Genomic DNA, 25,328 nt, shown 5'->3' on the forward strand with positions numbered 1-25,328 from the left:
ATATAATATATTGGTTATTTTTAAATTTATGGAGGGTTTTAGTAATGGAACAGAAAAGAGGTAGTTTTACAGGCGGATTAGGATTCGTCCTCGCTGCAGCCGGAAGTGCTGTCGGTCTTGGTAATCTGTGGCGTTTCCCATATCTTGCCGCACAGTATGGCGGAGGCATATTCATCCTTGTCTACATCATACTTGCACTTACATTTGGTTTTGCACTTATGACAACAGAGATTGCTATTGGACGCAAGACAAAGTCAAGCCCTATAACCGCTTATAGCAAGCTTGACAAGCGTTTTGGATTCCTTGGAATAATAGCATCAATTGTACCTGTAATTATTCTTCCATATTACTGTGTAATCGGTGGATGGGTAACAAAGTACGTTACAACATTTGCGCAGGGACTCGGCAAGCCGGCAGCTTCTGACGGATATTTTCAGGCATTTACGGGAGATACATTCTCACCACTGTTTTTCTTCATGGTATTTCTTATCTTCACCACCCTTATTGTTATGGCAGGCGTAGAGAAGGGTATTGAGAATGTCAGCAAGTTCCTTATGCCTTTACTTGTACTTCTCACAGCAGGAATTGCAATATATACTCTTACGCTTCCGGGTTCAATGGAAGGGCTTAAGTATTACCTTGTGCCTGATTTTGGCAAGTTTTCTTTCAAGACAATCTGTGCAGCGATGGGGCAGATGTTCTACTCAATGAGTCTTGCAATGGGTATCATGATAACTTACGGTTCATATACAAAGGACGAGATAAGTCTCTCTAAGTCTGTTAACCAGATTGAGATATTCGATACTATAATATCTCTTCTTGCTGGACTTCTTATCATACCTGCCGTGTATATATTCAGCGGTGAGGCAGGACTTAAGTCAAGCGGAGCGGGCCTTATGTTCATTACACTTCCTAAGGTATTCGACCAGATGCCTAAGGGTGAGCTTATAGGATTTTTGTTCTTTGCACTTGTTTTATTTGCGGCACTTACAAGCTCTGTTTCAATCATGGAAGCTATTGTATCCGCAATAATGGACAAGTTCCGTCTGTCACGCAACAAGTCATGTGCAATCTGCATCATTATTGCAATTATCCTCGGCGTGCCTTCTTCACTTGGCAACGGCGCATGGTCCAACATTACAATTCTCGGAATGGATTTCCTTACATTCTTCGACTACATCAGTAACAGCCTGCTGATGCCATTCGTGGCACTCTGTACGGCAATCCTTGCAGGATGGATTCTCGGTCCTAAGGTCATCACTGATGAGGTAACACGTAACGGTGAGAAGTTCGGACGTAAGAAGCTCTATGGAGTCATGATTAAGTATGTAGCTCCGGTACTTCTTATAATCATTCTTATAACTTATACACTTTCACAGTTTGGTCTGTTTACGATGTAATATCATCGAAGGGATGCTCACAAGGCAAGGCTTAGAACAGTATTTATTAAAAACAGGGAGAGAATCTCTCCCTGTTTTTTATCCTGCTTCATTATTCCCAATATCCAAGCTCAACGCCCTTCAGATAAAGTCCCTTGCCCTTGGCATAATACCCATATGAGTTAAAATGCGTCCAGTCGCTTCTAAGCTGACTAGAGATAATTCCACGTTCATAATCTTCCCAATCCTGCTCCGTCATGGTGAAGCCGCAGTCCTCAAGCCCGTTTTCAAGCATATACACACGCATATTAATAAAATGGTCTCCGAATGCATCATGAAGTGCCGTCTCCCACATCGTCTCACCGGTACCGATATATGAACCGTCATCATTTACGACATCCTGATTAATATCTCCAAGCGACGTTCCGGGATCATCCGTATCTCCGACAATAATGTATTTGGAACAGTTATGCTTCTGTATTATCGAAAGATACTGCATTATGAGTATATCATAATCACTCTGCCAGCCGCCATTGCTTCCCATCTCAAGTATCATTATATCCTGACTGTGGTCTGCTGCCGCCTTAGGCGTAACTTCACTGTCTCTTGGTATAAATGCATACTGGCGCCCCTTTGTACCCGGTTCCTTGTACAGCTTAAGCTTTACCTCGTCCGAATTCCATATCGGCTTTATCGTACACAGATAACCATTAATATAGAAGGCATCCGGCATATCATTATCCTCACCGCCATATCCGTAATAATCGGACATATTAATCCTGTTGCCGCTGCCGTCAACAAGTGCGACTCTCGTAGCCTTTTTATTGTTAATATACACATCCCTGTCAGTATACAGCACAAGCCCCCCTGCACGTATTGATATCTCATCCGATGCAGCACCTCCGACACCAAAATTATATGTCCTTATGCCGGTCATCTCCTGAAGTGTATACGGAGCTGTATAATAACTGATATCTTTAACACCATCCGGTGTCTCTATAAATGCAATATCCGCGCCATCGCCTTCAATCATGCTGTCTCCCCAGCATGATATCTCTCTTTGGCCGTCATTATCAAAATATGGTTCCTCCTCTTCATCCGGAACCGCTTCCTCTCCAAGCATCTGTTCCCAATCTGCCTGGCTCTGTGCTGACTGCTTCTCACTGTCAACAGCATCCCTGATGACATTTCTGTTAAATGTCAGTGCCGACAACGCAAGTACCACCATTGCTGCAAGCACACATAACATTACTCTGTCTGAATTTCTTTTCATACTTATGCCTCATATATTCAAGTATATCACGCTTACGGCCGAATTATCCGTACTATCAGATTTCAGGTCAATTTTCATAGCTGCAGCGTGTATGATTCGTCAAAACAGGAACCGTAGTTACCTTTTAGGAACCACGCTTCCTGTTTTCTATCGTTTTTTTATCCTGAGTATGTCATTGTGTTGTCCGGATTGCTGTATGACTCCTGACCTCAGGTTGTAAATTCATTATTGCAACAAACATACTATACCATTAATCAGGGCGGAGGGCTACATAAATATTTTGTCAAAATCTGCTCCGGGACTCATTACATATATTTGATGCTGTATTCTGCTTTTTCAGCCGGCCACGATTTTCTGAGTGCCACATAGGAAATCAGAAAATTTGCCAGCCATCCGGCCGGAACCGCAAGCCAGACAAACGCAATGCCAAAACGCGGTGCACAAATCAGGGCAACTGACAGGCGGATTGCAAGGTTAACCATATTGGCAATGAGAAACGGACGCATAACTCCAAGCCCGCGAAGGACCCCATCCGTTGCCATCTTGATACCCATGAAAATGAAAAAGTAACCTAACCATCTCATATAATCCCCAGACACCTGATATGCCAGGGCAGTTCCATCTTTGCCCAGAAATAACGATGAAATCTGAGTATGCAGTGTTTCAATAACTATGAATGCAAGTACTGCAAAGCATATATCTAACACAAGCGCCGCATGATATCCTTTTTTGATACGTTCAATTTTCTTTGCGCCAAGATTTTGAGAGACATAAGGTGATACCGCATTGCCAATGGACACAAATATAAGGGAAAATACATTTTCCACTCTCATCGTCGCAGAATAACCTGCGAGTGCCTGCGTGCCGAACGGATTTACAACTGCCTGTACTATCATCATGCCGATTGACACTGTGGACTGCTGAAGAACAGACGGTACGGCAATCTGAAGCATGGAATGCAGCTCATGTCTGTCAAACCAGTCAAAGCGACTTTTATACCGGCGCATCCTGCCAAAGAAAATAAAAAGTGAAAACACTGCGGAGATTCCCTGTGCTATCAATGTTGCAAGAGCTGCACCAAACACGCCAAGACCGAGACCGGCGACCATCCAGAGATCCATAAATATATTTAATACAGAAGAAAATATCAGAAGCACTAACGGAATCTTTGATTCACCGATTGAAGTAAACATCGTTGAAAGAATATTGTACATAAACAGAAACGGGAATCCGGCAAAATAGACTTTAAGATACAGTACTGCTTCATCCAGTATATCAGCCGGTGTCTGTAACAAGCTCATCATTGAATGCGATAACACAAATCCAAAGATTCCAAGAAGTATGCTTAAAATTAAGAAGCTTATCAACGAAGTTGATACAATTGTCTTCATTTTACTATAATCTCTGGCACCAAAATAGCGGCTCACAAGCACTCCGGCACCTACGCCGGCACCCAGTGCCACACAGATAAATACATTCGTGAGAGCAGCGCATGCTCCGACAGCCGCAAGTGCAGATGAGCCGACAAACTGACCGACAATAATTGAGTCGGCCATATTATATACCTGTTGGAAAAAGCTGCCCAGAATCATAGGCATAGCAAAAACTGTCAGCGCTTTAAGTGGCGCATCTGTAATTAAATATTCATCCTTTGACATTCTCCTATTTCTCCTTGAATTCGTCATTTTTATCCGGAAGCGCAAGCACCGGTCAGAACAAATCCAGCATATTATCAAGATATACTGCTTCTCTTACGTGAATCTGGTATTCGGGCTTAGTCATATAATACAGCAGAAACTCAAGAACTATCGCACTTCCAAGCCCACGGCCTTCAATCTTAAAATTAGAAAATCCCATTGGCAGATAGACATTTTTTATGTCATCCGCACTTATAAAGCCCGGATTAGTCATTGCCTTCGAAAATCGGTATCCACTGTCTGCGCCAGGTGCGGTGCAGTAATGTTCAGGACAGTCTTCGCCGAGATTCTTGCGGCTTACAGCTTCGTAGCAGCTCTTTCTGTCATTACAGCCATACCGACAGCATTCATTGCACAGGAATTCAACTTTATCCTTTTGCTGCTGTGACATTGCAGACAACTTATCGAACTCCTTATTCAGCCGGAAATCCGGTACAACATACCTGAAATCGTCCCTGTCCGTTTCGTTAATAAACTGTCCGAAATCCGTAATCACCTTGGTTGTTGATGATACATAATAAAGATTGGGGTAATTATTTTTGAGATACTCAAGAAGCAGCTCTGAATGTATAATTATGCCATTACTGCTTGTATCAAACAGCCTGCACAGCTCATTGCACCTCTTATCTGCCAGATGCTCCGGCTTAAGAAGTGAGTTGCTGAACGTAAGACGCGCCGATATCCCGTATTCCTGCATAAGTGCAAGCACATCTTCCGGACTTCCATCACCAAAGCCTGCACGCCCTCCGCCCCAGATACAGTCTGCCGGAGCACCATATATAGAGCCTATATCACACCATTCGTAAAAATATTCCCTATGTTCCCGAAACAATGGCAGAAAAATACTGTACAATTCATAGAATTCAAACAGTCCCGGCAGGTGGTAATATGCAATTGTCTTTTCTGATTTTTTCATGCCAGGCACGCTTTCTATTTTCTATTTTCTATTTTGAACATGACATTCTTTTATCCTGATTACTGTAGTCAAACCTGCCGTCATTCTTTTCTTCAATTGCTTTTATCATGTGATATGCAAATTCATTATATGGCACAGGTATCCCAAGTTCCTGCCCCATCCGCATAAGTGCTCCTGAGAACATATCAATCTCCGTATGACGTCCGGCATCAAGATCCTGTAATGTAGAGTATCTCGCAGTTGGCGGTACGGCACTTCCATAGCTTGACGACTTGCCGGCCTTATCTATGTCTATTCCCTTTGCTTTTGCAACATCCTCAAGTTCTTTTCTAAGCCCTTCACTGATTGCCTGCATATGGACACTGTCCTCATAGCATCCAACACCGGCACCAAGGATTGCCTGCGGAAGATTATTACATACATTAAGACGGAATTTGCTCCATATCTCTTCTCTGATATTCTCTGTCACACGATAATTAATTCCCGTATTTTCAAAAAGCTTCTCTATCGCCTCAACACGCTCACTATTATATGGTGCCTCGAATTCTCCGAATATAATTCCTATTGTTGTCTCCGGGTCAAAATAATAACCGCTGCCTTCCTTATGCGAAGCCACCTTAATCAGTGCGCCGATTACATGCTCTGCACCAATCTTCGCTGCAATTATCTCTTCACTGTCTACACCATTCATAAGGCTCATAACAGTTGTATTGTCTGCTGTAACTGCCGCTATGCTGTCAAGCGCATCCGGCAGTGCCCCATATTTTAATGAAACTATCAGCAGATCTGCCCCCTGTGCTTCCTGCGGTGTCCATACTTCAGGGTTATAAGTAACATCATTTATAATACAGCCCTTCTTCAGACGTTCGGCTCTCTCACCCTCTGCCACAACTCCCAGACTGATACCGTCACGCTTTGAAAGTCCCCATATAACATATGAGCCGACTGCTCCGGCACCAAGTACCGCTACCTTTTTTATATTCATCTGTATATCCTCCTGCACTGACACCATAATATATAATTCTTCAAGTGATTATTGCCACCCACCACAAAAAAAGCAGCTATGATTCCCCGACCATTGCCGCTTCTATAAATAAATGTTCCCACATGTTACCTGATGTCAACCAAAGCCAGTATTTATCAGGAAAGTAGGCACTTCATTGCAAACGCTTGTCAATATAAATTAACAGATATAATCCCATTTTTGATATTCACTGTTAGCAGTTTGTTAGAAATGCTAACGTATGGGATTAACTACTGTGTGCATCAAAATCCATAAACATGACCATCATTTCCCTGTTACTGACGGTAATGACTGATCAATATTTCTATTAGATTACTTACATTATATCGTGTGGTAGGTCGGTTGTCGATAAGTTTTTGACCAAATTATTTTGGCAACCTATTCTATGCCAAATATCCATTATTACCAGTCAATCACATCAAAAAACTCTTCTATATTGCTGCTTTTTTTGTTAATAAAATCAACATCAAAAAAAGTATCTTTGATCATAATATCGAAATTTTTCTTTTTTATCTCATATCGATTATACAGCAGCTTTTCTTTTCCTCTTAATGATTCCATCATTGTCTGATATGACAATTCTCCTGAATTAAGGAAGGTATAAACATCTGCTTGTCCATAATAATGAATTTTGCTAGATAGTTACTCTGTGACTCCGTTTTAATCTTCTGAAGGAAGTTTGAATAGCCTCCACCATGCATATTGATGGGTTTTAAAACCAGTTCTACACCCTGATTCTTTCTCATCTTGTCTATATAATTATATTCTGTATCTCCCTCACAGAATACTGCAAACCTCTTCTGAAGGACTCTTGTTTTTCTACTCAAATGCCGTACCTCCCAATATCCCCTTCATATAAAACTCATATATCTTAGTGTTTTCATACCTCACTTCCGGAAAATCTGCTAGAGAATACAATTCTGATGTCAGTTCATATTTACTTTTTGTAATGAAATAAATCTGCTCTTTCATGTATGTCTTCAAATTTAGGTGTAATACATTATGTGTAGAAAATACAAACTGCCCTCTGTGCTCCATACCGTTAATATACGCAATAACACGGTCTGACAAGATTGGATTAAGAACCCGGTCCATCTCATCTGCAAATACCACTTTATTTTCATATACCACGCGAAATATCTGTACAGCCCATGCAAAAAATTCTCTGACACCGGTTGAATCCTGTGATAATTCTCTCTTAAACTGCTTTCCCTGTGCATTCTTACGAATTACCAGAGTTTTAGAATAAGGCTTCTCATCATCCACTTCAATTCCGCAAATGCTGTAATCTACCATCTTAAAAATTTCTACATATCTTAGATCTTTCATAATTTCAAGATCCCGTTCCTGCCTGACAATGCTGTCTATATTGTCAGAGGGTATATTACCCGGATATAGGACATTTAACATCCATTCGACAGTTGCTGATGCATCCTTATTTCCGAGAAGAGCCAGTTTAACTACAAATAATCCGTTACTATTATTGCTATTCTTAAGAGCAGCTGTCACTTCCCTGGCTGTTCCTCTTCGTAATGTATATATATCCTCCTGATCCCGTAAAATATCAAACACTACATGCTCAGCTGATTTCCGCTGGCTGCTTCTGATAAGTTTTTCGCTATAGATTCCTTTTGCATCAACAATAGTTTCATACTCATAAATATAATGATTCCCCGCTAAGAATACTACATTAAATTTCTGTTTGGGATTATTACACTCCATCAAAGTATCTGCGTTAATATATGAATTAACAGACTGCACTTTCATGTTTGTATCAAACAATGATTTCAGATATTTTAATCCATTTATAAAGTTGGACTTACCACCTGCGTTCTCACCTACGATAACTGCCGTTTTCAGCAGGTCATATCCTGTTTCTGTTGTAGTATAGTTATCCGGAAAGCGCTTCTTTACTTTCCCGCCTGGTGCTTCTAATGAAAACTCACACTCTTCCTTGAACGAACAAAAATTGTCAAACATATATCTTATGAGCATACTTCCACCGCCTTTCAATAATCATTATATACTAAAAAGAGCCGATGTAAACCAGTTTTTCGTTTTACATCGGCTCTTTTTATAGATATCATGTTAAAAAGCAAGCACCAAATATTAAATACATACTTTTAGCTGTTTTTTGTTGATTTTGCTCTTTCCATTAAATCGTGCAACTCCTATGAAATCATCATTATTTTTCTTCTGAACCACTCTTTTTCCTTACATAGAATACGGCTCCAATAACAATCAGCATAATACAGATACCTATAATAATGATTATCGTATTATTCCATGCATATTTTGAAGTGCTGTCATCTGTCTTAGACGCAGGAATGTTTTCATCTGCTTTGTTGTCTGCCTGACCGTTATCACTCATAATCCTGGTATCAACAACAATCGTGTAATCTGATGCATGGGTAAATACAAGTTCCACATTTCCATCCGGATCAATCTGTCCGGCACTGATAAATTCCAGTTCACCGGTCTGTTCATTGTAGTAGAACAGGTTCGCATACAGTCCTGCATTCTTTGATTCCATGTTGACGGTCAGTGTGGCTGTAAATCCAAACTCTCCGTCATAGGCAAGTGTCAGGTTCATGGAATACCGTTCCCCGGTCACATTGTTGATGACATCCACAGGAATGGATTTTCCTGCGTCGGCTCCGACTGTCACATCAAAATCAATATCTCCAGCTGCATCAGTAATATCCTGTCCATTGATTTTCCAAGAAAGACCATTTCCCATATCCAGAACAAGTGTTGTATCTTTGCCCTTGATACTGTCAATTACATCCTTCGGTACTACCGTCGTTCCGTTCATGGCAACTGTTACCGTATCGCCTGCCTTAGCTTCTTCAAGCTGTGGCTTGATAACATCCCAGCCTTCCTTGCCGCTGTCGTCCTTGATGTATGGCTTAATTGAATCTCCTTTTTCATTACCATTATCCGTATCAGGCTGTGGCTTCTGATTCTGATTACCATTGTCTGTGCCAGACTGCGGTTTCTGGTTTTGGCTGCCATTATCCTTGTTGCTGTCATCGGACTTAATCTTAGCGATCGGCTGTGTGTAACTGTGTCCGCACTTGGAGCAGGTGTAGGTCATGATGCCTTCCTCGGTTGTCGTTGCAGCCTTCGTCACTTTTGATACATAGCTGTGTCCTGTTGCCGGAATATTCTCCGTGTAGCTGTCTCCACAAGAACAGGTATACGTCCTTACCCCTGCCTCTGTACAGGTTGCTTCCTTCGTAATGCTTCCCGTATAGTTGTGAGTGTGCTTTTCCTCCGGCAGCTTCGCAATGCTCTCTGTGTAGCTGCTGTTGCATCTGGTGCAGGTGTAGGTTCTGATGCCTTCCTCGGTTGTCGTTGGCTGCTTTGTCACGGTTGCTTTATAATCATGTCCCAATGCTGCCAGCTCTTTTCCGGTACTCAGAAGTTTATAACAGTCCGTACAATAGGTATCTCCTGCGTATCCGGTCTGCGTACAGGTTGCTTCCTTTCGGTTCTTCACGGTTGTATGCACATGGTTCGTGGCATCCACTTCACCAAAGGTTTTACTACAAACACTGCATACTGCTTTTGATACGCAGGTAGCCGGTGTTCCGACCTTGTGCGGTTTTTTCTCGATTGTTGTACCAGCGGCAAGCTTTTCACCACAATCCTTACAGTAAGTATCTCCGGTATAGCCCTCCTCTTTGCAGGTTGCTTCCCACTGATTCCGTATTTCAGTATGTGTGTGATCACATTTGCTTCTTGTAATCGTAATGCTTACACTTTCTGTCTCGTAGTTGCCCTTGTCAGCTCCTGTATAAACCGCGGTCGCTGTCACTGCCACACCATCTGCAAGTGCCGTGTCCTTATCAGCCTCCTGCCAGCTCCATCCATCCGGAAGCGTAATATCGCCAACCTTCTTTGTGCTGTGTGCCGGAGCCATTGCAGCTTGCGGCATGTTCGGTGCCTGAGCTGCCTTATTTACAGTAAGTGCAAGCTTCGTATCAACTGCATTATAATTATCCTTATCGGATGGTGTAAATGTTACATCATACTCTGTCTTTTTGCTGTCTGCTGCTGTTGGCTTGCTACTGCTGTTCTTCCATGCAAATGCTCCTGTGATTTCAGTTCCATCTGCTGTCTGATAAGCTGCTTTTCCTCCGGTCAGGGTACTGTCTGAAAGTTTCTGTCCGTAGGTAAGTGCGCCTGCTGTCGGCTTCTCTGCAATTACCGGTGTTGCTTTAGTTACTTTAACAGTTATTGTTTTAGTTACTGTATTGTAGTTGTCAGCGTCATCAGGTGTAAATACTGCCTGATAGCCTTTGTTGTTTACAGTCGGAATGATATTCGTTCCTGTAAAGCTCCATGTTCCGGCAAGTGATTTGCCATCTGCTCCGGTCACACTGCCGCCTGTCATATCAGAATCAGCAAGTGCAACAGCAGGATTGTATTCACGCTCTGCTACAGTTGGAACTGTTACTACTGCCGGTGTTGCCTTGGCTACTGTAATAGCCGCTGTTCCGGTAAGTTCCTTGTAATTTTTGCTGTCAGCAGGCTTGAATACCCAGCCCGCCTGTGTGGTTCCGGCTGCCGGTATCTCGTCCGGATTGCTCCATGAAAAAATACCTTCTATCACATCATCTGTACCGGCTTCCACAAAAACGGTATTTCCGAGTGTCAGCTTTGAAATCTTTTCACCATAGATCAGCACGTTGCTTCTGTTTCCACCCTTAATCTCTACTGCCTTTTTCGCTACGGTCACAGTCAAGCTTTGTTCTGCCACATCCGCGTACTCTGCATTTCCCTGAACCTTATACCAAACGGTGTATTCCCCGGCATTTTTCGCTGTGGGGAGCTGCTCACTCCACTCAGAATCGTCAAGCCGGTAGAGCATCGTGCCGCCAGTGGTCTTGCCTGCTGTAACCAGCGCCTGTTCTGTACCATTGTAGGTCAGGGCGTTTGCCGTAGGTGCCGTAACAGTGGGGACAAGCTTGTTGGTCGCATTGACATTGACTGTCAGCGTGATGTCCTCATAGTTTGTGCTCTTGATCACTACGGTCACTGTGCCCACAGAGCCGATGGTTTCCACGTCATTTTTCTGAATGGGCAAAATCAGCTTGCCGTTTTCGATCCTTGCCGTGCCAACGGCGTAATAGCCGCTGGACAAGTTGATAGTTGGTGCGCCGTAGGTCACCGCGCCGTACTCCCTGGGAGCCTCCAGCGCAGGCAGCAGCGCGGACAGATCAACCGTATACGTCGCCGCGTGGTTGTTCGCGACTTGAAGCGCCTTGGCCGCGGGGGCAGCGATGCTCGCACTGCCGATAAAAACAAGCTGACGGCCGCCGCTGCTGCCGTATTCGATCTGCATCACCCTGCTGCCATCGGCAAAGACAAAGTTGCCGCCGGATGTCAGCGTCATTGTGCCGGTGAAGGTTCTGTCTCCGGCTTCTGCGGAGTCGAATTTCATATTGCTCAACTGGTAGTCGCTCTTGTCCAAATTAAGATTATCCAAAGTCGACAATATAGGATTCCGCGGGTTCTTCGAATCAAGCATAAAACCGGCTAACGCGTCGATTCCGTTTGTGCTGTCAGTCACTGCATCTGTACCATCGTATATCTTTTCAATCTTGGCAGGACAAAGGTTTTTAACCGACAGCTCATACGGCTCAAGCGTCCATGTCACCGACTTTTCACCCGTATAATTGCCTATGCCCTCGATGGTCAGCGTGTGCGTTCCGGCATTCTTTGCCTTATTGCTCGAATCTTTAATGGTGTAATCTTTATCCAATTCCAGCGGCTGTCCGTTGTAGGTCACCTCAAATTTGTATTCTACATCGCTAAACGCGCTGAAAGAAAACGGAGTAACCACCAGGCGGTTGTCTGACGAATTTCCGGTGTTGCCCGTGTCCGGCTTCTGCGTAATGACCGTTCGGTCGTCCTTCAGATTGGCAGGCACGACATTTATCGTATAGTCCTTGACTGCCACCTGCCATTGCATTGCTCCGTTGGGTCTATCCAGCCCTGTGATTACGCAGAATACATCCAGCCTATCACCGACCTTCACGTCAGCCACTCTATTCTCCGTCATATGTTCTGCGCCGCTGTTCGTTCTGCGATACCACTTCACCTCGTATACGCCCACATTTTCACCGGGCGAGGCAACCATGAAGGGGATGCTGCCGTTAATGGGAACATTTGCCGCGTTCGAAGTCGATCTAAAGTCGTGAGGGGCTTGCTTGATATCGAATTTTTCCCAGTTTTGCGCCGCCGCATCAACCCGTTTATCAAGGCTTGTGCCTGTAGCGTAATATTGGTGATCCAGCACATCCGCGAGAATCTTGCCGCTTGGCAGATCATACGCGCCAAGGCTGCCGCCCGTGGCGGAAACATGCATGCCCTCAGCCCAATCCTCTATATTCAGTTGGCCAAGGCTGCCGCCCTGGATGGAAAGATTTGTGTTTGCGGAGCAATTCTGTACATCCAGCTCGTCAACGCTGCCGCCCTTCAGCGCAACGACAGCGCCGCCGGTCATCTTCAGATTGCCGACAAAACCGTTCTCCAGCGTAAAGCTCCCGCGCTGACTCCCATCAAGGAGGATATTCGTAATCTGACCGCGCTCCGTGCCGTCGGTAACCGTCAAATGCATATTGTTAGTGGGCTTGAATGCGCCGTCATCTTTAACCGACATCATATGTCCGTTCAGATCAAGCGTATTGCCGTTCGGGCGATAACCAACGCTCCACGTAGCATCTGCCGCTTCAGCTTCATAATCTGTATACAGCTTTAATATACCGTTAGCCTTCTCATCTTCGGCATCGCCCAGCCAAGCTTTGAAGGCATCCTTCCATTGGTCTGCGGTATAGAGATTGCCATCCACCGAGGCTGCGAATTTGCCGCTCTTGCCGCAGTATTCGCATGTCGCTACGCCAGTTGTTGCATCCGGTTTCATGTCCGGATGCAGGCATTTTACGACCTTGACGTTGGAGATAGACGCGCCTTGGAGTGTTTTTGTGTACTCCACATACGACCCATCTTCATTCTGGTATGCATAGCCATCTGCAAGCAGTTCGCCAAGTTTGACCGGCTGGTGATTCGCTGCCCAAATCTCATTAAAGCTGCCGCCGCTCAATTTAGTCTTTTTCAGTTCGTCAAGTTGATTATTCCCGAACGTCAGTTTTCCGATCGTACCTGCATTCGGCCCTACGATCACTGCGGCTTCCCGCGTTTCTGCTTCATAGTTCGAGCTATCCGATATATTGATCGCGCTGATCGTACCGCCTTCCCACTCGCTCAAATCCAGCGTAGCCTTCGGGGAAACACCGCTGTAGCCGCCCACCCCATCTAGACTTTCGTGACCGCCTTCTCCGATGATTTTCAATGTGCAGGATGTAGGCTTGTTATTGTCCCCAATATCAATCCAGCCACCGGTGATCGTATGCCCGTTCAGATCCAGCGTAACAATTTTACCATCTCCGGTAATCTCCGCTCTGGATTGAGGAGTTATGCCCCATTCAATATTCGCCAGCAGCGTGACAGTTGTGCCATTCTCTGCCGCATTCATCGCTGACTTAAAGTCTGTGCCGTAGGTGGTCTTGCCGCCGTTTTCGATCTTCACGAGCATCTGCGCCTTGCAGGTAAAGCATGTGCCATCGTTATCCACGCCCTTATGCGAGCACTCGCTCTGGCAAATTTTACACTTGCCAGTACTGCTATCATATTCATGATTTTCGGACTTGCCGCACGCGCAGCTGTGGAGATGTGGATACTGGCTATCCAACTTCCATTCATGCTCATGCTTCACGATGGTAACGTTGTCCGAACATGTGTAAGCTCTGGTATTTGCATACTCTTTTTCTTTGCCTTCTACAAGGCTTTCTGTTTTAACGCAGACATGATTCTCTGCCAGCAGGGCAGACACCTTTGCGTAGACGCTCGACCCCTTGACCGATAACTGTTTCCCGTTCACCGTCTGACTGTCGTAGTCTACTTTGAACGCGCCTTGGGTCAGCCCCTTTGTCAGTTCTGCGCTCCCTGTAATCGTCAGGCCGCCATTCAAATCCAAATCGCCGTTAAATTCCAATTCGCCGCCCTCGGCATAAACCGCAGGCTCGCACGGTCTTGTATTTCTAGGGACGCCGCCCAAGCCGCCCGTGGCCGTCAGCTTGCCGTTAAAAATCAGCTTGCCGTCCGTAACCTTGACCGCAGGAGCAATCGCAGGATTAGTCAAAGTACTACTGCCTTCGTTTTCTGCGGCTGTTGCGGTCACATCTTTCTCAAATGTCACCGTGCCGCCCTTGACAAGAATCGCAGGTGCGGCGGACAAATTCTGCGCACTGCCGGTTACATTCAAAGTATCCTCAAAAATCAGTTCGCCACCCGTAACCTCGATTGCGGGTGCGACCAATTCTTGGCTTGTGGCTGTCTGGCTGATGGTTGCCGCGCCTGTGATTTTCAGCGTGCCCGCCTCAACCGTGATAATCGGATTGCCCTGATGTTCCAGAGAATGCCCCGCCATATCTAATGTGATCGTTTTGTCCGGATAATTGAACACAAACCCATCGTCGATAGCCGTATTGCCGCTCGCCTCGGAATACAGCGTTACAAGCGCCTTAGCGCCTGTTATTTCAGAAGCTTCATCCATAGCTTCCTGCAAAGAATCATGGATACTAAGCCACGTGCCTTGGGCTATCGGCTTAAAGTGGCACTTCGTGCATTCGCCTGTTGTACTATCCCATTCGTGGGTTTCCGGCGAACCGCTGGTATAATCGCAGTACTGGCATCCTGAAACGTGATGCTCCTTACTATGTGTTGGCACAGTCTCAACCGTATGCGGAATCACATCGCCAAACGTATTCCCGCAGGGGCATTTCTGACGGTGCCCCCCGTCTCCGACCGACACAGATCCTTCAGAGCCATTGTTCCCGCAATTCGCCTTTAGCGTTGTATTGCCCGTATTAAAGCCGCATTGCTTACAACTCTTTATATGTTGTGTATCGCCGGATGGCGTATAAACGGCATTGTGATGCTCGCAGTAGTCCAGCACGAGTTCCACGCCCGATATGGAGGATGCCCCCCACTCCGAGGGCGATTTCGCCTCACCGTCAAGGACGCCTTCGTGTATCGGCTTTGTGCTGTACAACTCGACATTGTCAACAAGTTTCTTGGAACTCCCACCGTTGATCGTCACCTTGCCGCTGCTGATACCCAGCCTTGGCGCAGATCCACTTTCAGAACGGATCGCCGCGCCATCGCCATTGGAATTATTGATGATCAACTCACCGACATTGGCACCATTGTTCGATTGCCCGTAAATGTAAAATGCGTTGCCACCGCTGTGGATCAAAGCACCGTTAACCGTCAGCGTCGCGCCTTGGCAAAGCACCAGACCGCCATCTTTCGAACCGTCTACCGTCAAGTCACCGCTGATGGTTATGTTGCCTTGAACGATGTAGTACTTGCCGCTCAAAGTCGTATCATTTTCCGTGAGTACAGGACCTGTTCGATCAAAACTGGTATCCTTTATAATGTCACCATTTGCATCAGCACCGTCCGGATTGATTGTTACATCCGCCAGCGGCGCAATCTGCCCATTGAACCAGCCGAACAGCGCCTCAAAGCATTCCGCGCCCGTGATCTGCGTCTGCTGCTCCGCCGTCAGCGCGTCATAGGCATCATATGCCTCCTGAATCGCCATGTATGCCGCCAAAACCTCGTCGTCATCCATCGCGGGCAGTTCGTCCGCATCGGGCAGCGCGTCGATCTGTGCCTGCACGGCGGCCACGGCTTCCGCGCCGGCCTTCGCCTTGGCTTCCGCTTCCGCGTCAGCGCCCGCCGTTTCCACGGTGGACGTGCCGTCCACAGGCCCCAGCTCGTCCGCCAGCGCGGGCGCGGGCAGGAGCGTCAGGCACAGGGCCAGCGCCATGAACATACTCAATACTCGTTTTTTCATATCTTTCCTCCTTAAAATCAGTTTGCGTTTATGTCGAATCCGGCGTCCGCCGGACGTTGTTTTTATAACTCTTCCGGTACCAGATGCAGCTTTTTCGCTGCTGTCTTGGCCTCCGCCCGGCGCTTCACATCCAGCTTTTCAAGAATGTGGCTGACATGGGTCTTCACGGTCGGCAGCTTCACATCCATGATCTGTGCGATCTCGGCGTTGGACTTGTCCGCACAGAGCAGATGGAGAATTTGCAGCTCCGTGGGCGTCAGCTCCTCACCGGGGGCAAGGCGGGGTTCGAGGAAATGCGGGTAGAACGCCGCCTGCGTCCGCACCGCCGCCATCAGCCGCTTGCGCCATGCTTTGTCGCCGTCCCAGTCCAGCGCTTCCAGCAGCGGCAGCACCGCCGTGCCGTATACGCTGACGGTGCGGATGAAGCGGTACTCCGCCGCCGCGTCCAGCGCCGCCGTCAATCGCTCGCGCCACCGCTCATCCTTCTTGCGGCGCAGGGCGATGGCAGTCAGGACATTCAGGTGGATGCCGTCGATGATGCGGGCGCAGTTTTGAATGTACGGCTCCAGAGGGGCAAGCGTCAGCTGCGCCGTGTCCGGTCTACCGTCCTCCAGCTCCACCATTGCCTGCGTGAGATACTGGTAGCGCCGCATGACGTTCAGGTGCGTGAGTTCGCGCGGGGCTTTTTCCCGATACCACGCGTCTGCCGCATCAAGGTCGCCGGTGTGCATGTCAATACGGCAGAGCATGGCGTCCATATTGGGCAGAAAGCGTGTCAAACCGCGCTCGGCAAAGCATTCACGGAGTACCTCGATGGTGCGCCGCGCGTCGGCGGGCTGCCCGTTTGCAAGCTGGCTGCGAGCCAGCAATCCACTGACGGCGAACTCCATGTCCGGCGTGCCGTGGTTGCGCACCTCGTTCATCTGCGGGAGAAGGGACAGCATCCGCCCTGTGACGTCCTCGCCCTTTTCAAACTTACTTTCGGCAATGGCGCAGTCCGCAAGGCCCATGCCGTCCCTCCCCAGTACAGCCTCCACAGGGAGACGGAGGGTCTTGTAGAGCAGGTCGTCCTTTTTGCTCCATTCGGAAAAGTCCTTGCCGCCATTCATGATGCTCGGCAGCGCGCTCGTGACGGAAAAGGACGGCAGCGCCACCTCTTTGTTCGTCAGCAGACGGAACACGGCGGGGATGGTCTCCGTCAGACCGTTCACGCCCCGCTGTGGCAGGGAGATGTCCAGCCATGCAAGGCGGCTGCGCGCCTGCTTTCCGGCGGCATCCTGCCTGCCGCAGTGTTCGGCAAACTTTTGCAGTTCGCCATACCAGCGCTCCGAGCCTTCGTAATCCATGGCCAGTGCGCAGAGCATACTCATGCCCTGCATCAGCGAGGGGGAGGCGAGAATTTCCGTCTCCGGCAAGCTGCGGTAGTATTTTTCCATCTCGGCATAGTGACCCATGCCGGGGTGGAGTTCTGCATTACGCACCAGCAGCTCAGAAACCTTGGAATTGTCACCGCCGCTGGTGTAGCATTCCAGGGCATGGGCGTAGTCCTCCTTCAGCTCATAGTACAGCCCGCCCCGGCTGAAGAGCGCTTTGCGCTTTTCCTCGGTATACTCCCGTTCCATCTCCCAGAGGAGAAAAGCCCTGAAACCCGGCCAGAAGTGGAAGCGCTGGCAGTCTTCGTAGCGCAGCATAGTAGTGTATCGAAGAAGCCAGTCCAGCCGTTCGCCGGCACGGGGATCGCCGCTGACCATCCGCGCCATTTCCAGGTCAAAGCTTTCAAAGGGGGCCAGCTCCAACAGGAAGTGCCTCACCGGCAGGTCAAAGCGCCTATAGATGGCGGTCTCAAAGTAGAGGAACACCTCGTGGAACACCCGCGCCACCAGCTCCGGCGTCCACGGCTTGTCCTGGGACATGCACCTCACCGTGATGGCCACACCCAGCGGATAGCCCACGGATTCTTTCAAAATTCCATCGATCTCGCTATCTGTTACGTTTACTCCCGAAAGCTGAAACAGCCGCCGCACATCGCCCGCGTCAAAAAGCAGGTCGTCGGCCTCCAGCACCGTCATCAGCCCCGTGTACTGAAACGCCGTCAGGCAGCCGGGCGGCACACCGCGCGAGAGCAGCACAAAACGGTGCTCCGGACTTGAGCGAATCAGTTCGCAAAGAGCCTGCTGCCTGGCTTCCTCCTGCATGAGCTGAAGATCGTCAATCACCAGAATGTCCCAATCCTGCGCTGACGGTGGAATCACGCAGTCTGGGTCTGCCGCACTTAGCCGCAGCACGTTCCGACCGCGCAGCAGGGCGTCCGCCAGTACTGTCTTTCCAAAGCCGCAGGGCGCACTGAAAAAAAGGACTCTGCCATGCAACATGAAGCTGTCAAACCGTTTCTGAACGGAGGTCTTTATGATGATATTTTTGGTCATTTCTTTCCTCCCTTTGATACAGAGTGAGATTTCCATAAGCCTTTCGCAACCTATCTTAAATTATATTATACGAGTCTGTTTCAAAATGTAAATCATACCAAAGGATGAGACACGCTGCATGCGTTAATTGTCATCATGCCAAGAGAGGGCATACATTCAATGATTATGAAATCATAAAAATCTCTTAACTTCTCTACCAAAGATTTAAGTGTCAGTTCTCTGCTCATTGCACACGCAAAAAAATCCGCCCAGATTAGAACCTAATCTAATCTGAACGGAATACTCATTCAGGCTTGATATTTTCCAAGCATAAATCTCATTTTTTTAGTTTCCTGTTAGCAGAAAAACAAAAAAACGGCAATGATTTTTCTCTCATTACCGCTTAAAATAGAGCGTTCCCTATAGGAATCGAACCTACAATAGACCCTTAGGAGCTCGAATCCACCTTGGGAACACCGATTATTTTAAGTAAATATAAGTCAAGGAAAGCCTTGATTTTCCTAACTATTTTGTAAATCTCTGTCAAAATAAGAAAACGGAAAATCATCTGAGAAAAACGGTTTTCGCTGTCAAATCGCTGACATTGTCACCCTGAGGGTTCAGCTATTCCGTTCCAATGATTTTTTCATAAATATGGCTACCATTTCATTTATAGCAGTAATGATAACACTGTTTTCTTATTAGATTATCTACATAATAGCGTGTATGAGGTCGGACGTCGATGGTTTTTTGACCATAATTTGCTTATATTTACCACAGGCTTCTTCGATTGAAAAAGGTGTACGCTACTACTCCCACCTTTACACTTATACTTATCTCATCAATGTACCATTGAAATTTTATTTTCTTCTTATATAAAATGTATCAATGGCTTTACTTACAAACTCTGCTGTGCCTACTCCTCCAGCATCATCGATATTTTCCGTAAGTTCTCCTCCACCGGCATACATTCTTCCAAGGCCGCTTAAAATCTTATCAGAACATGTATAAAAATGATCCGTAATGTAATCCTGAAGTTTTCTTACATGCACCTGCACCTGTTCATCTGCTGGATCCATTTCTTTCATCTGACCGAATTCAACAAATAATTGCATAAACTCATTTGTAACAGTAGCTTCATCATCTTTCGTACAATTCTTTGTTTTCTCTTCAAACTCCTTATACTCAGAAGTTTGTCCCCATTGTTCTTTTGCTCGTTTAGAATACTCATCAATCTTTCTTGTATCAAATACTTTAAAATCCATATATTTCACTCCTATTCCTTTTATTCCTCGAGCAAAACTAATAAGATTTTCAAGATGCTCCTTTTTCATAGTAAGCAATTCAATCTGCTGCTCTAATGCTTTGTTCCTGTCAAAGTTAGGAGCATCGATTATCTTTTTAATCTCCTTAAGCGGAAATTCCAATTCTTTAAACAGTAGAATTTGTTGCAGCCTTTCCAAGGATGTATCGTCATACAACCTATAACCTGACTCTGTATATTCAATAGGTTTTAAGAGACCAATGGTATCATAATACTGCAGAGTGCGTATACTCACTCCTGTTAATTTACTTACCTCATTCACTGTCATCATTGTCATTTCCTCCTCTCGATAAACATATCGTAAACTATTACGTTGCGTAGGAGTCAATAGTTTTTCAAAGAAATTTTCAAAATTAACAGCTTGATAAATTTATATTTCTACGAAGAAAGCCAAAGACATTTAACTGTTCACCCAATCAAACGTCTTTGGCTTATTTAATTACAACTATTTTTTTAGAGTTTTACCCAGTAACTCATACAGAGCTTCTGCCTCTTCTTGAGATAAAGTAATTCCTTTTCCCATTTTTTCATGTTCTGGTGCCCAGTCATGAATATCATATTTTTCTGCAACTCCATTCCATGAAATCATATTTAATTCTTTTTTCCAACCTTTGGCACTTTCTGAAAGTATTCCTATTGGGTAACAAAAAGCACCGTATTTCTACGGTGCGTTCTGTCAGATATATTCTGTTTTATGATAGCAGAAAACTGGAATTCACAGTTCTTCCATCCTTCCCATCTTCAGCGCCATAACAAGAGTTCCGGCTGCCATCACAAAGACACCAATTTCAATCACATAGATGGGAAGAAGCGCCGAACCTGCCACGGCAAAGAAATCCACGATAAAATGAATCCCATATGCAAGAACCGCTGTAAAAGCCGCTGTCCTGCATTTGCCTGCCTTTACCGCCCGGTAGATCAGCAGTGACAACCCGATATGCAGAATGATGGCACTGATTCTTTCGATTCCGCTTACAAAAAAGAGTGGTGCCGGTGTTGTCCATAGGGCCGACAGCTGTGACACAGTCTGGTTTGCAGACTCAGCAGGAAGTGCCGCCAGCGTATTCTGCATGGCTCCGCTGTTGATCATCAGCATGGACACAAGATTGCTGATTCCGGAGAGTCCTCCGAGCAGAATGGCCTCCACACCGCCATGCCCGATTCCATACATCAGTGCATTTGGAAAATCCAGCCATTTCTTCATCCAGAACTTCATGGCAATCAGTCTTCCGGTCTCTTCAAAAACCGCTGCAGCCAAAGCCGCGTACACATAGTAAAGCCATGGCCTGCTCTGTGCGTTCAGTCCGCAAAACTGAATGACAAGAACATGCAGCAGCTGCTCCAACAGCATGGCAAACAGCAGATAGGTTCCTGCTCCGATAAAGAACGAGGAAATCCTTGCCTTAAGCCTCACCCTTCCTGCAATGAACAAAGCAATCGGTACCCCCATCGAGAGGACAACGGAGCAGATAACTCCCGCTATCGCCAGACCTGATATTGTGTTCAATTCCATCTTTATACCTCCCTGATTCTCAAAAAATTCCTTTATTGTATTTAAACTGTCCATACAATATAAAGCCTAATCCGACAATAACTGCTGGAAGAATGATATAATCTATAATTATTTCACTCCAAAACGAAACAATAAAACCTAATACAAGAGATATTCCTATAATCAGCGTTCCTGTGCCGACTGTTTTTCCATACTTTGGTATATCTTCTTCCTTTACTTTTCGCCTGTTATAAGAGTGAATTGTGCTGATATTGCCTTTGATATTTACAATTCCCACAACAGATATGAACACTCCCAAAATCAACATTATAATATTTTCCATAATGACCTCCTAAAAATAGAATAGTTCCTCAAATTTTTTGTCCAATGCAATACAAAGAATTAGAGCCAATTTTGCAGTTGGATTAAACTGTCCTGTTTCAATAGAACTAATGGTATTTCTTGATACCCCTACCATTTCTGCAAGCTGAGCTTGAGAAAGATTTGCTTCTGTGCGAACTTCCTTTAAGTGATTTTTCAGTTGTAATTGTTCTTTCATATTCTCACCTCTAAAAGATGGCTAACAAATCCAACAAGTGCCAAAATGGAAAGCACAAAAAACAGAACAGTCAAGACCAAATCGCTCTTTCGCTTCATTTTGATAAAACGAACTAACCATTGTGTTGCAATAATGCTGAAGTATATAACCCACGGACTGTAAATCATAGTATGAGCAAGCACAGAAGCTAACAGCGAAAGCAAACAACACACTAAAGCACCAACTCTGCTTGCGTGACTTCCGGCTTGATATACCACTTCCATTTCAGCCAAGTCCTTATTGCGATGTTCTTTTCTGCTTGCATTTAAGATTTCGTCCTTTTTCATAAAAACACCTCCATACCAAGTTTTCTTTGCATATTTTAATCATACACATACCAAGTTTTCTTGTCAATAGAGTTCATAAAAAAGTTACAACCGATATAAGAGATAACTTTTCTACCACTTCGATTATCCTCACGCTTGGTAGCACCTAACACTTTGGCAATGCTCTGTGCAACTGAAAGCTTTTCAGCCAAAACTAATTTCATTTGCATCTGCTCCTTTCGTAAAAAATAAGCAGCCACACACCGTAGTGCATGACTGCTATGTAAAAAGTTTGGAAAGGATTTTTGCAACCTGATACAATTTTCTGTTCTATAATCTCCGTCACAATAAAAATATTTCCATCATTTCAAAAGAGAATGACGGAGATATTTCGCCCTGCTTATTCTTGTAGCAACCAATCGGCTATATCGTGAATTTCGATTCCTTCATAGCTATATTGGGGATGTTTGGTTCTGGCAATAATCATTTTCGGATAAGCATCTCGAATCTGAAGCAGAGGAGAGCATTCTCTCTCAAATGTTTCCTGCCCGGAAATGTTGTCGCTGACCTGAATATAAAACTTCTCGCTGCCTCTCTGAGCAACAAAGTCGATTTCCTTTTGATAGAGCTTGCCGACATAAACATCATATCCACGGCGAAGAAGTTCGATGCAAACGATGTTTTCATATACTCTGCCATAATCCATATTTCTGTTTCCCAGTATTGCATATCGAATGCCGCTGTCACACAAATAGAACTTTTCAGAGCTTTCAAGGTATTTCTTACCTCGGATGTCGTATCTCTTAATATCATAAAATACAAAAGCATTGCACAAATACTTAATGTACTTTCCAACGGTTACATGATTGGTTGGAGTCTCATTTGCTGTCAGTAGCTGACTGACCTTATTCGGAGAAGTCAGGTTGCTGATATTATCCATAAGGAACTCGCTCAGACGCTGTAAAACCAAAGTGTCCGGGAGCGTATATTTCTGTACCAAATCCCTTGTAACAATCGTTTCGTAGACCTCTTTGATATAGTTTGTTCTGTCTTTTTCGGTTCTATAAGCATAGGAACCTGCTAAACCGCCCTTGATAGCGTACTCATCAAAGAGCTTATCTTTGTCACTAATATCATCATAATACTGGCAATATTCCTGGAAGCTGAAAGGAAACACATGAATTTCAATATAGCGTCCGGTAAACAGAGTTGCCAGATCTGCACTCAACAGGAAAGCATTAGAGCCTGTTACATAGATGTCGTATTTTCCCTTAGAGTACAGGCTGTTGATTGCCAGTTCAAACTTGGGACACATCTGAACCTCGTCTACAAACAGGTAGTTCGTTCTGCCTTCCTGATAATGTTCTTCCACATAGGCGTGTAAGGCATGATATTCCTTGATTTCTTCATACGCCAAATCCATGAAGTCGATGAAGATAATATTGATGTTTTCAAAATTGCTTTTCAGATACGCAATATACGCCTGCATCAATTTGGACTTACCAGATCGACGAATACCTGTAATGATCTTGATGTCAGGAGTGCCATTCAGTTCAATGATTCTATCGAGATATTTTGCTCTCGTGATTGTTTTCATATAGTCACCCGCTTTCAAAAACTGAAGTTTTTTCATTTCTCGAAACCGCTTTGCTGTACTTATTATACTGTCTGCTAATAGTATATGCAAGATGTCGCTTTCAAAAACATATTTTTTTTTATTTTTTGAAAGTGGAAACTATGTAAAGGCAACCCGAAGGCTGCCCCAGGCATCAAGCCTATCCTGCTTACACAGGTTCATTATCATCTTCATCGACGGAGCTATCCGGAGGCTCAGGAGGCTGAAGCATAGCACCGGTAATTGTACAAAAGTGTGTTGACATTTACACTGGTAATCTATTTGCCTCAATAATTTTTTCGAGCATTCTGGCAAATCCTTCCGGATTTTGGATTTGATACTGCATATGGTTAAAATCCCTCAAAAACAGGAAAATTACCGTGTATATATGTCTGCATCACTGCATTTCTGTATTTAAAATGTTCTTCTATTTGTTTTAAATACCATACTTACACCTTCTATTTTAATCTATTTTTCTGCACTCTTCCATTCAGCAACAGCATTTTTCACCCGCTGGTCAATATCCAGACGTGCTGTCTGACATTCTTTCGGATACTTTCTTGCCGCCTGAAATGCCAGTTTCATAAAGATTCCAGAACCAATTGGCAGCATCGTCTTTAACATACTCTCCGGAAAAACAAAATGGGTCCCATGCTCGTAAATGACAGACTCCAACCTGCATGTGTGGGGATGATCTTTCATACGCAGCTCCATACGGCGTATATATTTTGCAGTATCCCACAACACATCATCTTCAGCGCCAATCAGCAATAACGTTCCATGAATTTTTTCAATCTTGATCATTTCTTCTTCTGTAATTGGATGAGCTGTTTCTGAGTCATCAAACAATTTTCTCGAATTAATCATATCACCGGTCCGTTTTGTTTCTTTCTCAATCACGTGCCAGTAGTCCGGATGTTTATAACAAAACGGCATATACGGAAGCGGTTCACCTTTATAAGAGAAAAGTGATTCTCCCTCAATCGGCCATTCCTTACAGCCATCTTTTTTCCCCTGCATAAATCCCTGCCAGATAAAATCACTCGGTGTCAGACCAATCGTCAATGTAAGATCTTCAAAATAAGAAGCGGCAGTTAAAGCAAGTGTTCCTGTAGTGGATGCCCCGACAATTCCTATCTTCTGATTACCATGTGTTTTTAACCAACTGATTGCTTTTTCTATACGTTCCAGCGGATAATTATGATGTCCATAATCCTTTTTTGCCGGAGACATTGTCATCACATTCACACCAAGTTTATGTAACCATTTCACGGATGTTCGTGCCAGATAATCCTCTGAATCATCTCCGATCATGGCAATCATTGCACAGTCTGCGTCCGTTTCACATTTCCAATATGCACCATAAAATCCATCTGTTTCCATTTCAAAATGTCTTTTCTGCATCTGC

The 25,328-nt window shown here is 45.2% G+C and carries 19 protein-coding genes; 1 reads left to right on the forward strand and 18 read right to left on the reverse strand.

Annotated elements, in window-relative coordinates:
* Positions 1-44: 44 nt before the first annotated feature.
* Positions 45-1,400, forward strand: a complete 1,356-nt coding sequence (locus tag NQ488_14115; GenBank protein UWN95656.1) for a sodium-dependent transporter — start codon at positions 45-47, stop codon at positions 1,398-1,400.
* A 91-nt stretch (positions 1,401-1,491) separates the two neighbouring features.
* Here the strand turns inward: NQ488_14115 and NQ488_14120 are convergent, their stop codons facing one another.
* The 18 genes from NQ488_14120 to NQ488_14205 all read right to left on the reverse strand — a co-directional run bounded on the left by NQ488_14120 (position 1,492) and on the right by NQ488_14205 (position 25,324).
* Complete coding sequence (locus NQ488_14120; GenBank protein ID UWN95657.1) at positions 1,492-2,652, reverse strand: hypothetical protein; 1,161 nt, start codon at positions 2,650-2,652, stop codon at positions 1,492-1,494.
* Between the two features lie 305 nt (positions 2,653-2,957).
* Positions 2,958-4,310, reverse strand: coding sequence for an MATE family efflux transporter (locus tag NQ488_14125; protein UWN95658.1), 1,353 nt, complete (start codon positions 4,308-4,310; stop codon positions 2,958-2,960).
* Between the two features lie 52 nt (positions 4,311-4,362).
* Complete coding sequence (locus NQ488_14130; protein UWN95659.1) at positions 4,363-5,265, reverse strand: hypothetical protein; 903 nt, start codon at positions 5,263-5,265, stop codon at positions 4,363-4,365.
* Positions 5,266-5,293: 28 nt separating this feature from the next.
* Positions 5,294-6,250, reverse strand: coding sequence for a 2-dehydropantoate 2-reductase (locus NQ488_14135; protein UWN95660.1), 957 nt, complete (start codon positions 6,248-6,250; stop codon positions 5,294-5,296).
* 599 nt (positions 6,251-6,849) lie between these two features.
* On the reverse strand, positions 6,850-7,116 hold the full coding sequence (locus tag NQ488_14140; GenBank protein ID UWN95661.1) for a hypothetical protein: 267 nt from the start codon (positions 7,114-7,116) through the stop codon (positions 6,850-6,852).
* Entirely contained in the window at positions 7,109-8,284 is a 1,176-nt protein-coding gene (locus NQ488_14145) for an ATP-binding protein (protein ID UWN95662.1), read from the reverse strand. Before NQ488_14145 ends, NQ488_14140 begins: the two co-directional genes overlap by 8 nt.
* Before the next feature lie 190 nt (positions 8,285-8,474).
* The gene (locus tag NQ488_14150) at positions 8,475-16,220 is read right to left on the reverse strand and encodes a hypothetical protein (GenBank protein UWN95663.1); all 7,746 of its coding nucleotides are present in this window, start codon (positions 16,218-16,220) and stop codon (positions 8,475-8,477) included.
* Between the two features lie 62 nt (positions 16,221-16,282).
* Positions 16,283-18,646, reverse strand: coding sequence for a LuxR C-terminal-related transcriptional regulator (locus tag NQ488_14155; GenBank protein ID UWN95664.1), 2,364 nt, complete (start codon positions 18,644-18,646; stop codon positions 16,283-16,285).
* Between the two features lie 92 nt (positions 18,647-18,738).
* Positions 18,739-18,873, reverse strand: coding sequence for an AAA family ATPase (locus NQ488_14160; protein ID UWN95665.1), 135 nt, complete (start codon positions 18,871-18,873; stop codon positions 18,739-18,741).
* Between the two features lie 612 nt (positions 18,874-19,485).
* Positions 19,486-20,220, reverse strand: a complete 735-nt coding sequence (locus NQ488_14165; GenBank protein UWN95666.1) for a MerR family transcriptional regulator — start codon at positions 20,218-20,220, stop codon at positions 19,486-19,488.
* A gap of 174 nt (positions 20,221-20,394) precedes the next feature.
* Complete coding sequence (locus NQ488_14170; GenBank protein UWN97176.1) at positions 20,395-20,586, reverse strand: PC4/YdbC family ssDNA-binding protein; 192 nt, start codon at positions 20,584-20,586, stop codon at positions 20,395-20,397.
* A 78-nt stretch (positions 20,587-20,664) separates the two neighbouring features.
* Positions 20,665-21,462, reverse strand: a complete 798-nt coding sequence (locus NQ488_14175; GenBank protein UWN95667.1) for a YhfC family intramembrane metalloprotease — start codon at positions 21,460-21,462, stop codon at positions 20,665-20,667.
* A gap of 19 nt (positions 21,463-21,481) precedes the next feature.
* Positions 21,482-21,784 (reverse strand): hypothetical protein, encoded by a 303-nt coding sequence (locus NQ488_14180; protein UWN95668.1) that lies wholly within the window; start codon positions 21,782-21,784, stop codon positions 21,482-21,484.
* A gap of 9 nt (positions 21,785-21,793) precedes the next feature.
* Positions 21,794-22,000: a helix-turn-helix transcriptional regulator gene (locus tag NQ488_14185; GenBank protein UWN95669.1), complete on the reverse strand. Its 207-nt coding sequence runs from the start codon at positions 21,998-22,000 to the stop codon at positions 21,794-21,796.
* Positions 21,997-22,326 carry a DUF6442 family protein gene (locus tag NQ488_14190; protein ID UWN95670.1) on the reverse strand — a complete coding sequence of 110 codons (330 nt, stop codon included), beginning with the start codon at positions 22,324-22,326 and terminating at the stop codon, positions 21,997-21,999. Before NQ488_14190 ends, NQ488_14185 begins: the two co-directional genes overlap by 4 nt.
* Before the next feature lie 35 nt (positions 22,327-22,361).
* Positions 22,362-22,529, reverse strand: coding sequence for a hypothetical protein (locus tag NQ488_14195; protein UWN95671.1), 168 nt, complete (start codon positions 22,527-22,529; stop codon positions 22,362-22,364).
* 176 nt (positions 22,530-22,705) lie between these two features.
* On the reverse strand, positions 22,706-23,938 hold the full coding sequence (locus NQ488_14200; protein ID UWN95672.1) for an ATP-binding protein: 1,233 nt from the start codon (positions 23,936-23,938) through the stop codon (positions 22,706-22,708).
* A gap of 450 nt (positions 23,939-24,388) precedes the next feature.
* Positions 24,389-25,324: an acyl-CoA thioester hydrolase gene (locus NQ488_14205; GenBank protein UWN97177.1), complete on the reverse strand. Its 936-nt coding sequence runs from the start codon at positions 25,322-25,324 to the stop codon at positions 24,389-24,391.
* Positions 25,325-25,328 lie beyond the last annotated feature (4 nt).

Source organism: [Bacteroides] pectinophilus (assembly GCA_025146925.1).
GTDB classification, from domain to species: domain Bacteria; phylum Bacillota; class Clostridia; order Lachnospirales; family Lachnospiraceae; genus Bacteroides_F; species Bacteroides_F pectinophilus.